This is a genomic window from Gluconobacter sp. (assembly GCF_047722525.1).
In the GTDB taxonomy this organism is placed as follows: domain Bacteria; phylum Pseudomonadota; class Alphaproteobacteria; order Acetobacterales; family Acetobacteraceae; genus Gluconobacter.
Genome location: NZ_JBDNYY010000011.1, coordinates 17,025 through 29,660 on the forward strand (window position 1 = coordinate 17,025; position 12,636 = coordinate 29,660).

Annotated in this window: 12 protein-coding genes; 9 read left to right on the top strand and 3 right to left on the bottom strand. The window is 59.3% G+C overall.

What is annotated here, in order from left to right:
• Positions 1-2 precede the first annotated feature (2 nt).
• Genes ABF859_RS10995 through ABF859_RS11010 form a run of 4 tightly spaced genes read left to right on the top strand, consistent with a single transcriptional unit; the run spans position 3 to position 4,034 of the window.
• The gene (locus ABF859_RS10995; protein WP_415527820.1) at positions 3-995 is read left to right on the top strand and encodes an NAD(P)-dependent oxidoreductase; all 993 of its coding nucleotides are present in this window, start codon (positions 3-5) and stop codon (positions 993-995) included.
• A 17-nt stretch (positions 996-1,012) separates the two neighbouring features.
• Positions 1,013-1,819 (top strand): class II aldolase/adducin family protein, encoded by an 807-nt coding sequence (locus ABF859_RS11000; protein WP_415527821.1) that lies wholly within the window; start codon positions 1,013-1,015, stop codon positions 1,817-1,819.
• Positions 1,820-1,833: 14 nt separating this feature from the next.
• Positions 1,834-2,430 carry a cysteine dioxygenase gene (locus ABF859_RS11005; protein WP_415527822.1) on the top strand — a complete coding sequence of 199 codons (597 nt, stop codon included), beginning with the start codon at positions 1,834-1,836 and terminating at the stop codon, positions 2,428-2,430.
• Positions 2,427-4,034 (top strand): rhodanese-like domain-containing protein, encoded by a 1,608-nt coding sequence (locus tag ABF859_RS11010; protein WP_415527823.1) that lies wholly within the window; start codon positions 2,427-2,429, stop codon positions 4,032-4,034. The genes ABF859_RS11005 and ABF859_RS11010 overlap by 4 nt, the downstream gene beginning before the upstream one ends.
• A gap of 68 nt (positions 4,035-4,102) precedes the next feature.
• On the opposite strand, the gene ABF859_RS11015 is transcribed toward ABF859_RS11010, so the two are convergent.
• On the bottom strand, positions 4,103-5,266 hold the full coding sequence (locus tag ABF859_RS11015; protein WP_415527824.1) for an acyl-CoA dehydrogenase family protein: 1,164 nt from the start codon (positions 5,264-5,266) through the stop codon (positions 4,103-4,105).
• Positions 5,267-5,311: 45 nt separating this feature from the next.
• Complete coding sequence (locus ABF859_RS11020) at positions 5,312-6,238, bottom strand: ABC transporter substrate-binding protein (RefSeq protein WP_415527825.1); 927 nt, start codon at positions 6,236-6,238, stop codon at positions 5,312-5,314.
• Positions 6,239-6,446: 208 nt separating this feature from the next.
• Between ABF859_RS11020 and ABF859_RS11025 the strand changes: the two genes are divergently transcribed.
• The 4 genes from ABF859_RS11025 to ABF859_RS11040 all read left to right on the top strand — a co-directional run bounded on the left by ABF859_RS11025 (position 6,447) and on the right by ABF859_RS11040 (position 9,683).
• Complete coding sequence (locus tag ABF859_RS11025; RefSeq protein ID WP_415527826.1) at positions 6,447-7,286, top strand: ABC transporter permease; 840 nt, start codon at positions 6,447-6,449, stop codon at positions 7,284-7,286.
• The gene (locus ABF859_RS11030; RefSeq protein ID WP_415527827.1) at positions 7,283-8,017 is read left to right on the top strand and encodes an ABC transporter ATP-binding protein; all 735 of its coding nucleotides are present in this window, start codon (positions 7,283-7,285) and stop codon (positions 8,015-8,017) included. Before ABF859_RS11025 ends, ABF859_RS11030 begins: the two co-directional genes overlap by 4 nt.
• A gap of 30 nt (positions 8,018-8,047) precedes the next feature.
• On the top strand, positions 8,048-8,644 hold the full coding sequence (locus ABF859_RS11035) for a nitroreductase family protein (RefSeq protein ID WP_415527828.1): 597 nt from the start codon (positions 8,048-8,050) through the stop codon (positions 8,642-8,644).
• 484 nt (positions 8,645-9,128) lie between these two features.
• The gene (locus ABF859_RS11040) at positions 9,129-9,683 is read left to right on the top strand and encodes a DUF4232 domain-containing protein (protein ID WP_415527829.1); all 555 of its coding nucleotides are present in this window, start codon (positions 9,129-9,131) and stop codon (positions 9,681-9,683) included.
• Here ABF859_RS11040 and ABF859_RS11045 read toward each other — a convergent pair.
• The gene (locus tag ABF859_RS11045; protein WP_415527830.1) at positions 9,680-11,119 is read right to left on the bottom strand and encodes a PLP-dependent aminotransferase family protein; all 1,440 of its coding nucleotides are present in this window, start codon (positions 11,117-11,119) and stop codon (positions 9,680-9,682) included. The genes ABF859_RS11040 and ABF859_RS11045 overlap by 4 nt on opposite strands.
• A gap of 226 nt (positions 11,120-11,345) precedes the next feature.
• On the opposite strand from ABF859_RS11045, the gene ABF859_RS11050 reads away from it, so the two are divergent.
• Positions 11,346-12,635: an aspartate aminotransferase family protein gene (locus tag ABF859_RS11050; RefSeq protein ID WP_415527868.1), complete on the top strand. Its 1,290-nt coding sequence runs from the start codon at positions 11,346-11,348 to the stop codon at positions 12,633-12,635.
• The last annotated feature ends 1 nt before the right edge of the window (position 12,636 follow it).

Consider the following 12,636-nt stretch of genomic DNA (forward strand, 5'->3'; position numbering starts at 1 on the left):
ACATGGGCAGGGCGTCTTTTCCACTTACGGTCGTTAACCAGATCGAGCCTGCGATCGGGGCCCTGATCGCGCAGATGGATAGTCGGATCCGGGTTGTAAATCAGGCCCGGGATGTATCGGAGCCCTGGAAAACGGAAGGAGCCGATATTCTTCTGACGGGTCCGTCAACGGCCTGGAAGAACGCCCCGGCAACGCCTCCTGCGACCTGGCATCCGACCAGATGGGTGCAGATCGCCTCTGCTGGAACAGACGGTTTTCCGCAGTGGTTTCTGGAGGCACAGCCTGTCAGCACGGGGCGAGGCAATGCGGCCGTGCCGGTTGCGGAATATGTTCTGCTGGCCATGCTGGCTCATGCCAGGCGCTTTGAGAGCTTCCGCGTCTCGTCTCCGCAGGAGTGGAGTCAGCAGGGGAGCACTGTCAAATACGATGCTCCGCTCCGGACGTTGTCCGGGCAGACGCTGGGGCTTGCGGGGTACGGCGCCATTGGCCGGGAGGTGGCTCGTCTGGCCCGGAGTTTCGGTATGGAGGTTCGTGTCTGGCGCCGCAGTCCCTGGCTGGACGGGGAAGAGGCGCGGGACGGCGTTCAGGCCGTTCGGGATCTGGGAACCCTGTTCGGGGAGGCAGATCATCTGGTTCTGGCCCTGCCACTGACTGATGAAACACACAGGATTGTTGATCGCGACGTCCTGTCCCGGTCCAGGCCGGGGCTGCATCTTGTCAATGTGGCCCGGGGGGCGCTGATTGACGAGGACGCGTTGCTGGAAAGTCTGGATCGCGGGCGTCTTGCCGCCGCGACGCTGGATGTCACGTCCCCGGAACCACCGCCTGCCGGTCACCGGTTCTATACGCATCCCGGAATACGACTGACGCCGCATGTCTCCTGGTCCGGCCCGGGTGTGGCCGTCCATCTGCGAGAGCGCATCACCCGGAATATCGAGAATTTCCTTCATGGACGGCCGCTGGAATCCCTTCTGGATCCACGCCGCGGATACTGACTTCAAGGAAGATCGTCATGAGTGCCACACTACAGAACATTTCCTCCCTGCAGGAGCCCCGTGCACGAACCCATCGTCTTCAGCCCAGGAAGCCTGCCGCGACTTTTGAAGAGGAGCGGCTGCACCGCAAGCAGCGCCTGGCCGCGACATTCCGGCTCTTCGGCCGGTACGGTTTCGATCAGGGGCTTGCGGGTCATGTGACGGCACGGGATCCGGAATTTCCGGACCGCTACTGGATCAACCCGCTGGCAGTGCACTTTTCCCAGATCCGCGTGTCGGATCTCCAGCTTGTGGACCATGAAGGCAACATCCTGATCGGTGAGCGCCCTATCAACACGGCCGGCTTCACCATTCATTCCGCCCTGCATCGGGCCCGCCCGGATGTCATTGCGGCGGCCCATACACATTCGACATATGGGAAGGCCTTTTCAGCGCTCGGAACGGAGCTGCTGCCCATCAGTCAGGATTCCTGCGCCTTTTATGAGGATCATGCCGTTTTTGATCCTTTCAGTGGGGTGGTGCTGGATGACAGCGAGGGTGACCGCCTTGCCAAAACGCTGGGGAACCGGAAGGCCCTGATTTTGCAGAACCATGGCCTGTTGACGGCCGGACCGACGGTGGAAGCCGTGGCCTGGTGGTTTCTGGCCATGGACAACGCAGCCCATACACAGCTTCTGGCGCAGGCCGCTGGCCCCCTGAAGCCGATCGCGCCAGATATTGCCCGTCTGACAGCCAGTCAGGTGGGGACAGCACAGGGCGCTTATTATTCGTTCCAGCCTCTCTGGGACTGGATCGCCGCTCTTGAACCCGATTTTCTTGACTGAGGAGTTAGCGATCCATGGCGACCATTGAACCCCTGCGTGAATTTGTAACCCGCTTCACACGCCTGTTCGACGAACATTCTACGCCGGACGAAATCCAGACAGCGGGAGCCGGACTGCTGAAAACGCTTGTTTCGCGTGACGACTGGCTGCCGGAGCCTTATACGCGGCCGCATCCGGAGCGCTACAGCCAGTATCTTCTCCATTGTGACCCTCTGGAGCGTTTTTCCGTTGTGAGTTTCGTCTGGGGGCCCGGACAGAAGACGCCGCTGCACGATCATCGTGTCTGGGGGCTGATCGGAATGCTCCGGGGCAGGGAGAGCGAAACGCAGTTCACCCGCCGCGACGACGGAACGTTTGTGAAGGGGGAAACCGGCTTCCTCGAACCCGGCGAGGTCGCATTCCTGGCGCCGGGCGTGAATGACTATCACCTCGTGGCCAATGCCCTGGCGGATCAGACTTCCATCTCCATCCATGTCTATGGGGCCAATATCGGCGGCGTTTCGCGGGCTGTCTATGATGAGGGCAGTGGCGTCGAGAAGACTTTCATTTCCGGATATTCGAGTGACGATGTTCCAAATCTCTGGGACCGCTCCAGGAGCAGAGCCGCATGAACAGCATTACGAGTCTCCAGCCCCTGACAGCTTCTGAGGATGTCCGGGCGAAGTTGAAGAACGGGGTGGAAATCGCCCTGCTGGATGTACGGGAAGAAGACCCTTTCGCCTCCGCCCATCCGCTTTTTGCCGTCAATCTTCCTCTGGGGCGTATCGAGGAACGGATTGCAGCGCTGGTGCCGCGCAGGGATGTTCCTGTCGTCGTGTATGACAATGGGGAAGGGCGGACGGCACAGGCCATCCGCCTGCTTCGGACGCTCGGGTATACGGATGTTTCTGCTCTGGCAGGCGGCCTTGAAGGCTGGCGTCGTTCGGGCGGAGAAATCTTCATCGACGTCAATGTTCCTTCCAAGGCTTTTGGCGAACTGGTGGAACATGTCCGTCACACGCCCTCGCTTCCGGCCCGGGAACTGCATGACAGGATTGAACGGGGGGACGATCTGGTCATTCTCGATGCCCGTCGCTTCATCGAATACAATGTGATGTCCATTCCGGGCGGGCGTTCGGTTCCGGGCGGGGAACTGGCACTCCGCGTGAGGGATATCGCGCCCTCTCCCGCGACAACGGTGGTGGTGAACTGTGCGGGGCGCACGCGTTCCATCATCGGCACGCAGTCCCTGATCAACGCCGGGATTCCCAATCCTGTCTATGCCCTGCGAAACGGGACCATCGGATGGACACTGGAAGGACTTTCGCTTGAACATGGGGCGGACAGGAAAGGAGCAGATATTTCGGCACCGAACCTCGAAGCCGCCCGGAGCCGCGCAGAGCACCTCGCCGGGAAGGCGGGGGTCCGTTACGTTGACGCCGTCACTCTCGGGGAACTCCTGTCCAATCCCCGCAGGACGGTCTATCGGCTGGATGTGCGTTCACCCGAAGAATACGCGGAAGGGCATCTGGCCGGCTTCCGGTCTGCACCGGGAGGCCAGCTTGTGCAGGCCACGGATGAATGGATCGGGGTACGCCATGGAACCGTTGTCCTGACTGACGATGATGGGGTCCGGGCACGCATGACGGCTCACTGGCTCAGACAGCTTGGCTGGAATGAAGTGTATGTCCTTACCTCCTGGTCCGGTCTGCCGACCGAAACAGGCCAGGAAGCGCCGCAGCTTGCGCGGCCGTTGCCTGCCGTGGAAATCATATCTGTGGAAAAGCTGGCGGCTCTGACACCGGACCGGCAGACTCTCATTCTGGATCTGGCGAGCAGCCCGGTTTTCAGAAAAGGCCATATTGTCGGGGCCCGTTTCGTGATCCGGCCGGATCTGGCGTCTCAGCCGGTCATCCAGACAGCAAAGGAGATCATTCTGGTGTCTCCTGACGGTATCGCCGCTCATCTTGCCGCACCGGATCTTGCCGGAACGGGAGCGCGCGTGCGTGTCCTGAAAGGCGGCACAGACGCCTGGAAGGCCGCGGGATACCCGGTTGAAACAGGTCTTGACGAGGCAAAGGCTCTTTCTGTTCTGAATGACGTCTACAAGCGCCCTTATGAAGGAACGGATAACGCGGCGGAGGCCATGCAGGCCTATCTTGACTGGGAGTTCGGACTGGTCGCCCAGCTTGAGAAAGACGGGACGCACGGGTTCAGGGTTCTGGAGCAGGTCTGAACCCGTCTCCTACCGTAAATATCCTGAAACCCGGTCATTTCTTTCGAAATGGCCGGGTTTTCTCTGCTTCAGACCCGCAGGGTTTTCTGTCCCGCCGCGAGGAAAGCGCTGTCTCCCTGCGGGGTATGCACCCTTCCACACAGGACGTTCCGGTAATGGCGTTCCAGCGGGTTGTCCTGACTGAGGCCGGGATTGCCGATGGCCGCGACGGCTTTGCCGACTGCCGCAATGGCGTTTTCCGTAACCACCTGCTTGGCCAGTCCGGCTTCGGTGTCGCTTTCCGCTCCCTGCTCCGACAGCCGGACGGCATGTTCAATCAGGGCGGCATTGGAGAAAAGGAGCGCGTCTATTTCTCCCACAAGGATCTGAAAGCGCGGCAGGGTCGCAAGTGGCGCACCAAGATTCGTGGGGACCCGCTGATGAAGGAATGTCACCAGCCAGTCCCGTGCCGCCTGCGCAATACCATCATAAAGGGCAGCCACCACGATGGCATGCCAGCTTGCAATCGCAACGGGATTGTTTTCAGAAGCCGCGGGCGTGGCCAGCAGGCCCAGATAACGTTCCGGAATTTCCACATCCTCGAAAATGATCGTGTGGCTGCCTGTGGCGCGCATGCCGAGCTGATGCCAGCTTTTCTCGATCCGTACCCCCCGCAGATCCAGTGGCACCAGCACGGGACCGACCCGCGGATCTGCCTCGTCTGTTCTGGCCCAGACAACGCCCCATTGCAGCGCGGTCGACCCCGTCGAAAAGATCTTGCGTCCGTTCAGGCGCCATGCGTTCCCCTGCCGGCTGACTGTCGTCGCTGGCAGTCCGCCACGTGAGGGGGTTCCCAGTTCCGGTTCCACCCTGAGAGCGTTGATGAGTGCGCCTTCCTGTCGGACGCTCTCGAAGAATTCCTGCTTCACCGCATCCGACCAGAGCGACGAGTGTGCGAATGATCCGGACTGGAGATACTGCATGGCCAGAATGAGGGCCGTGGATGGGTCCCCCTGTGCCACCTGGCTGATGATTTGGACCACGGTCCGAAGGGAGATTTCCTGTCCTCCCGCGGATTTCGGAAGGGCGAGGACAAGAAAACCTGCATCATAAAGATCGTGCAGGTTTTCTGTTGAGATGTTGCCACTCCGATCATATCGCGGAGCACGCTCCGCAAAGAGCTTCACGAGGTTTTCGAGCGCGTCTCCCGGGAAAGAGGAACCGGCTGGTTTGGAAAAAGGACTGTCACCCATGGCGGATCTCCGGTCTTTCAATCTGGAAGCTGTTGTAGCTGTTGGTCAGGGGATGAAAACCGTCAGGTCAAAAGCATCGTCCAGTTTTCCAGTGTCTCTCAGGAAGCCGGCTGACCTGTAGGCATCGAGGGTGGTCTGCTCCTGCTGAACGATCTTCGGGGTCAGAGGGACAGGAGAGGCGATAAGGTGTCTGGCTACGGCGGTTGCCACGGGCAGCGGAAGCCCGGTCTGGCGCGCAAGAATATCGGCATATGCCGCCTGATGCTGTATTCCCCATGCATAAGCTGCGGCCATGCGCCGATAGAAATCGGCCAGAAGCGCGTGTTTGGTGCTCAGGGCCGTTGTGGTAGCGACAAAGAAGCTGTTGTTCGGCATCACATTGCGGCCGTCGGCAATGACGCGGGCATGGTTCTGGATCACGGCCAGAGAAATATAGGGCTCCCACGTCGACCAGGCATCAATCTGTCCTGTATCCAGCGCGGCCTTCGCCTGAGCCGGAGCAAGGTAAACAATATGCGGGGCAGGAGCAGGAATGGCACCTGTGGCCATGAGGCGCAGAAGCAGAAGATGCCCGATTGAGCCCTTGCCGGTTCCGATTTTCTTTCCGGACAGGTCTGCCGCGTTGTGGATAGGGGACGATGCGGTAGCGATGACCGCAGTGGACTCACCGCCACCCCTTGGGGGCACGAGAAAGGCGGCCTTGATGGGAAGATGGGCGCCCCAGGAAAAAAGGAAGGGTCCGTCCCCGGCAATTCCGGTATCGACCGCATTCGCTGCCAGGGCCTGAAGGAGAGGGGCCGCTGCCTCGAATTCGGTCCAGTGCAGATGATAGGGCAGGGCACGGTCCTGTCCTGCTGCTGCGAGCAGCGCCCTGCTCTGACCTTTCTGGTCCGCAACGGTCAGGTTGTCGTCGGCACATGCCGGACTGCCCTGCATCAGGGATGTGCCCAGAAGGAGGGCACTAAAGAGCATCAGGGATCTTGTTGCGGAGATCATGAGAAAAGCAGTGCGGCCATCAGAGTCTCCCAGAATATGGCGAGAGCAGACCCACCATGCCGGCCCGCTCCGCCATGAACAATCAAATCACGTCAAACAGTGGCATTGATAATACTCACCTGACATTCGAGGCTGGAAGTTGGAAAACTGCCATTTCAAATGCTGCCTGTGGGAGTTAAGTCCGATGTCAGACACCATCATCCTGACAGGAACGAACAAGACGGGTGACACCCGGAGAAAGAATTTCAATCTGGAAAAGCTTGTTTTTGCACGGCGCTATGCTTCTCCGATTCTGCTCGTCTGTCTCTGGCAACTGGCCTGCTCGTCAGGGCTGCTTTCAACGAGACTGGTGGCCTCGCCCGCACAGATTGCCGTGACGGGCTGGACGCTGGTGCGGGATGGCACGCTGCCCTACAATCTGGGTGTCTCTCTTCTGAGGGCGGCAAGCGGCCTGGGAATTGCCATCAGTGTGGGTGTCGTTCTCGCTCTCATCTCCGGCCTGTCCCGGCTGGGGGAAGACATTGTCGATGCGCCGCTACAGATCCTGCGGACACTACCGGCTCTCGCCCTCGTCCCCCTGTTCATCCTGTGGTTCGGCATTGGTGAGACCCCGAAGATCCTGCTCGTCGCCCTGGGTGCGACGTTTCCGATCTATCTGAATCTTCACAAGGGTATCCGGACCATTGATCCCAAGCTGCTGGAAATGACATCAACGCTGGGTCTGTCGCGCTGGCAGACGATCAGGGATGTGTTCCTTCCCGGTGCCCTGCCGGACTTCCTGACGGGGTTACGCTACGCCGTTGGCGTTTCGTGGCTGATGCTTGTTGTGGCCGAACAGGTCAATGCGGAAAGCGGAATTGGTCACATGATGATGGATGCGGAGGATTTCCTCCGGACAGACATCATCCTTGTCGGTCTGCTGGTTTATGGCCTGCTTGGCCTGCTGTCCGACCAGATCGTCCGCTTTCTGGAGGCCACATTGCTCGCATGGCGCCCGGACAGAAGAAAAGGACAGACGGCATGACGGGGCGCCGCGCCGAAGTAGAAGCAGGAAGCGGTACTGCTGTCATCGTGGAGCAGTTATCGCGGCGCTTCAATGGTGGCCCTCCAGTGCTGGACGGGCTGGATCTGGCCATTGCGCCGGGAGAATTCGTCGCCCTGCTGGGGCATAGCGGGTCAGGGAAATCCACCCTTCTGAGAACGCTGGCAGGTCTTGATCCGGTGACGGAAGGGGCTGTGACCCGGCCCCGGGATGTCTCGGTTGTTTTCCAGGAACATCGTCTTCTGCCGTGGAAGCGTGTGTGGAAGAACGTGGTTCTGGGGCAGGAAGACAAATGCATCCGGCAACGGGCCGAGGCAGTCCTTGAAGAAGTCGGGCTTTCCCATCGCAAGTCCGCATGGCCGCTCACACTTTCTGGAGGAGAGGCCCAGCGTGCGGCGCTTGCACGGGCACTGGTGCGGGAACCGGCTTTTCTGATGCTGGATGAGCCCTTTGCGGCTCTGGATGCCCTGACGCGCCTGAAAATGCAGCAACTGGTGGCGGATCTCTGGAGAAAACATCGCTGTGCAGTTCTGCTTGTCACCCATGACGTCGATGAGGCGCTCTTGCTGGCGGATCGCGCCGTCGTGCTGGAGCGGGGGAAAATTCGTGTGGATGTTCCCATCCCTCTGCCGCGCCCGAGGCGGCATTCCGATCCTGAATTTGAAACGCTGCGGACACTGCTTCTTGATGCCCTGGGGGTTCATGCTTCCTGAGGACATTTTTCTGTAGAGGATATCTTTTCCGTGACAACTCCTTCTGACCGCGCTCCCGGGTCTGCTGTCCTGCCACTCATTCTTGACCGTTGGTCGCCACGTGCTTACCGGCCCGAAGAGATCGCCCCCGAAGTCCTTCGGAAATTTCTGGATGCCGGCCGCTGGGCGCCATCAGCCTATAACATCCAGCCATGGCGGTTCATTCATGCGCGGCGTAACACACCGGACTGGGACCGCTTCCTGTCCTGGCTGATCCCGTTCAACCGGGGATGGGCGGAAAATGCTTCAGCCATCGTATACATCGCGTCCAGAACGATCACCATTTCCAGCAGAACGGGTGAACCGTCGCCGCTCCCGACACACGCCTTCGATGCTGGTGCCGCGTCCCTGCTGATCCAGTTGCAGGCTTCTCATGTGGGTTGGGCTGCTCATCCCATCAGTGGTTTCGATCATGATCTCGCACATGCGGGTCTGGAACTGCCGGAAGATCATCAGCTTCATGCCGCTCTGGTCATTGGCCGCCGGGCGAACGGAGAAAGCCTGCCGGAAGATCTCCGCCAGCGTGAACAGCCTTCGGGTCGTCTGCCACTGGACAAAATCGCGTTCGAGGGACGTTTCAGGAGTTAGCCGGAGAGTGAGCGCGAATTCGGGCATGAGCTAAATGTGGAGGCATCTCATTATCTGAATAATAGCCATTTTCTTAAATAAAAAGCGAGATAACGCGAAATCAATTAAATAAGTATCAATCTCATTGGAGATGAGTACGCAGTCGGATTATCAATATTATTGACCTTCCGATTCATGATGGTGTACGACTTCTCCATTAATCGTAAGGAAAATGTCCCGAAAATCCTCCATGACTACTGGATATGGTTTTTGAGGGGGGTATAAATAGGTATGATAACACGATCTCTATTTACCGATCATTTAATTGCCCTGCCAAGCGTTCAACGAGTCCGTTGATAAATAGCAGTTTTCTATATGGTTGTAGGCCCCGTAACCAGACATCCCTCTTGAACTACCGACTGCAGAACGCTGCTGTCCGGATGGAACGCGGTTTTTTGTTATGCGTAAAGCTTAGCGAATGGCCAAGGACAGGAAGCATCATAATATGAGGAGCGTACGGAGCATACAATTTGCGGCTCTGTCGCTTTGTGCCGGGATGTTTGCCCTGGGAGCCACGTCCATCGGGACGGGGCAGGCCGCGCCGCTGCCGCGCGCCATGTGCGCTGCCTCGCAATTGTCCTTCGGTTTTGACGATGAAGGCGGCATGTTCAATGGCATGTCCCAGAGTGGCACGCTGCTGGTGCTGCGGAACATCGGGACCGTGCCCTGTCAGGTGCAGGCTCTCCCGGACCTGCATTTTGTGAATGCCGAGGGTCATGCCATGAACGCGAGGCGCCGTGCGCCACGGGGGATGCATCCCGGCCCTGTGCTGCCGCCGGTTCTGGTAATGCCTGGTGCGGAACTGACGGCGCGGCTGCATTGGGTTTCGGGCGACGTCTATGACGGGCACAACTGCATCTCGCCTGCCTTGGCCGTTCTTGATCTTCCGGAAGGCGCATTGCGGCAGCCTTTTGAACGACATCTGTGCGCCCCGGCCAACGAGACACAGTTCTTCGATCAGGCCCCCCTACGGCCGGGCCCTACCCCGCCGTCGCTCTAGAGGAGAGGCATCTCCGGTTCGGAAGTGACGCCGTTCTGACGGGATGTTATTCCTGCAAGGAAGCGGAAAAGCTGTGGGGCGTTCATCTGGCTTGCATTGAAACGGAGCCAGGAAGTCTGGCTCTGATCCGGCCTGAACAGGAAGCCGGGGGCGAGCATGATGCCCTGTTCCGCGCCTTTCCGGGCAATCGGCACGGGGTCCAGCCCTGTGCGAAAGCGTGCCCACAGGAACATGCCGCCATCGGGATATGAGAAAATTTCGAGGCCGGCAGCTTCCAGGGACGATATGGCTGTCTTTCGGATAATAGCCAGTTTTTCCCGCAGTCTCTCTAGATGCAGGCGGTATCGGCCATCCGCGAGAATGGTATGAACGATGGCCTCGTTCATGGAACTGCTTGTCAGGCTGCTGGCCATCTTGAGACGCAGGATTCGGGCAGCGATCTTCGCCGGACAGGCCAGAAATCCGACCCGAAGCCCCGGTGAAATCGTTTTTGAGAAACTGCTGATGAAAATGACCCGTTGCAACTGGTCCAGATGCGCCAGCGTCGGGGTATTCTCGTTCGCAAGGCCACCGAAGATGTCATCTTCGATAATCATGAAATCATGACGTTCGGCCAGACTCAGGACGTGATGCGTGACGGAGGGGCTGCAACTTGTCCCGGTCGGGTTGTGCAGCCGGGTGTTAAGAACAAAGGCTTTCGGCTGTTCCGTTCTGGCAATACGCTCCAGTGTCGCCAGACAGGGGCCATCGTGAAGACGTGGAATGCCGATGGTCCGGAGGCCAAGGGCTTCGAGAGCCGGGAAGAGATTGCAGTAACCGGGGTCCTCCACCAGAACGGTGTCTCCCGGCTGGGTCAGGGATCTGATGCTCAGTTCCAGAGCCTGACTGGCACCATGGGTGAGGATGAGATCCGGCAGGTCACATCTGATGCCCTGTCGCAGCAGGAGTAGACGGATCAGTTCCCGGAGGCCGGCATGGCCATAAGGATTGCCATAGCCCGACATCTCCGGATCAGGGCGACGTCCCAGTGCTGTGAAAGCATGGCGGATACCCTCACGGAAAAGATAGCTGTCCGGTAGCCACCCACATCCCGCCTGAACGATAGATGCATTGTTTTCATAGGCCCGCTGGAGCATCCATGAAGAATCAATGGACGGGGTGATATCAGGATGTGTGACGGTACCATCCGCTACAGGGTCCATCTGTCTTGCGACGAAAAACCCGCTGGCCCGCCGGGCTTCCAGAACACCATCAGCCACAAGACGGTTATAGGCATTGGAGACCGTCAGGGGACTGACACTGCACTGTCTGGCGAGGTGACGGATGGAGGGCAGACGCGTGCCCGGTGTCCAGTCATGGGTGCGGACCAGGGCTGTGACCTGCTGGACGATCTGGGCGACGAGAGGGGTGGGGGAATGGGGGTCTGTCTGGATCATGGGGCTGACTGTACCGGTCGTTCTTGCGGTACAGATTAGGCTCATATTTCCCTGACTGTATATATTCAGTTCGGTTCGTATTCGGGATAGGTTTTTTTGATGTGACAGGGCTGGTGTGCAAGGCCCGGTCATGGATGCCCCCCATCATCAGTCTGCGAGGCGTATCGTGTCGAAACTGACCAACGAATTTGACTGTGTTGAGACCATCCGCAAGGGCACGTACTGGATGCCCTTTACGGCCAATCGCCGGGTCCGGGCCGACCCGCAGGCGCGGCTTCTGACGTCTGCGAAGGGGCCTTATTATTATACACCGGATGGAACGGAGCTTTTTGATACGCTCTCGGGTCTGTGGTGTTCGCCGCTGGGGCATGCGCATCCCCGGATCGTGGAGGCGCTCAAGACGCAGGCCGAGACGCTGGATTATGCGCCGCCGTTCCAGCTCACGAATCCGCAGACGGTGCATCTGGCGGAGCGGATCGCCGGTCTTGCGCCAGACGGGATGGATCATGTCTTTTTCGCCAATTCCGGCTCCGAGGCGGTGGATACGGCGCTGAAGATCGCGCTGGGGTATCACCGGCTGCGTCAGGAAGGGCAGCGCTTTCGCATGATCGGGCGTGAGCGCGGGTATCATGGCGTCGGTTTTGGCGGCATGTCCGTTGGCGGAATTGTTCCGAACCGCAAAATGTTCGCTTCGGGCATGATGCCGGGCGTGGATCATCTGCGGCATACCTATAGCCCCGAACACATGGCGTTTTCACGCGGCCAGCCGGAATGGGGCGCGGATCATGCCGAGGATCTGGAACGTCTGGTCGGGCTGCATGACGCTTCGACGATTGCGGCGGTGATTGTGGAGCCGGTGCAGGGATCGACGGGGGTGATCGTGCCGCCTGTGGGGTATCTGCGCAGGCTGCGCGAGATCTGTACGAAACATGGCATCCTGCTGATTTTCGATGAGGTCATCACGGGTTTTGGCCGTATGGGCGAAAATTTCGCGGCGCAGCGTTTCGACGTGACGCCGGACATGATCACGTTCGCGAAAGCCGTTACCAACGGCATCGTCCCGATGGGGGGCGTGATCGTGACGGATGAAATCTACAACACGTTCATGACCGGTCCGGAAAATGCCATCGAGTTCGCACATGGCTATACCTATTCCGGCCATCCGATGGCGACGGCTGTAGCCCATGCGGTTCTGGATGTCATGGAGGAAGAGTCCCTCTTTGCGCGCGTCAGGGCGCTGGAGCCGGTTCTGGAAGAGGCCGTGCACGGATTGCGCGACCTCCCCGCCGTCAAGGACATCCGCAACATAGGACTGACAGCGGGGGTGGACCTGTTCCCCGCCGAGGGTGCGCCCGGCGCGCGCGGGCTCGCCGTTTTCGAGCGTGGTCTGCGCGAAGGTCTGCTTCTGCGCTGCACGGGCGACACGATTTCCTTCGGTCCTCCATTTATTTCGACTCCGGATCAGCTTCGCGGAATGATTGATGGCGTCCGCCGTCTGATCCAGTCCATTTCCTGAA

What these genes read in the sequence shown, in the direction of transcription:
- ABF859_RS10995 (WP_415527820.1), top strand. Translation starts at nt 3, where the DNA reads ATGGGCAGGGCGTCTTTTCCACTTACGGTCGTTAACCAGATCGAGCCT.
- ABF859_RS11000 (WP_415527821.1), top strand. Translation starts at nt 1,013, where the DNA reads ATGAGTGCCACACTACAGAACATTTCCTCCCTGCAGGAGCCCCGTGCA.
- ABF859_RS11005 (WP_415527822.1), top strand. Translation starts at nt 1,834, where the DNA reads ATGGCGACCATTGAACCCCTGCGTGAATTTGTAACCCGCTTCACACGC.
- ABF859_RS11010 (WP_415527823.1), top strand. Translation starts at nt 2,427, where the DNA reads ATGAACAGCATTACGAGTCTCCAGCCCCTGACAGCTTCTGAGGATGTC.
- ABF859_RS11015 (WP_415527824.1), bottom strand. Translation starts at nt 5,266, where the DNA reads ATGGGTGACAGTCCTTTTTCCAAACCAGCCGGTTCCTCTTTCCCGGGA.
- ABF859_RS11020 (WP_415527825.1), bottom strand. Translation starts at nt 6,238, where the DNA reads ATGCTCTTTAGTGCCCTCCTTCTGGGCACATCCCTGATGCAGGGCAGT.
- ABF859_RS11025 (WP_415527826.1), top strand. Translation starts at nt 6,447, where the DNA reads ATGTCAGACACCATCATCCTGACAGGAACGAACAAGACGGGTGACACC.
- ABF859_RS11030 (WP_415527827.1), top strand. Translation starts at nt 7,283, where the DNA reads ATGACGGGGCGCCGCGCCGAAGTAGAAGCAGGAAGCGGTACTGCTGTC.
- ABF859_RS11040 (WP_415527829.1), top strand. Translation starts at nt 9,129, where the DNA reads ATGAGGAGCGTACGGAGCATACAATTTGCGGCTCTGTCGCTTTGTGCC.
- ABF859_RS11045 (WP_415527830.1), bottom strand. Translation starts at nt 11,119, where the DNA reads ATGATCCAGACAGACCCCCATTCCCCCACCCCTCTCGTCGCCCAGATC.
- ABF859_RS11050 (WP_415527868.1), top strand. Translation starts at nt 11,346, where the DNA reads ATGCCCTTTACGGCCAATCGCCGGGTCCGGGCCGACCCGCAGGCGCGG.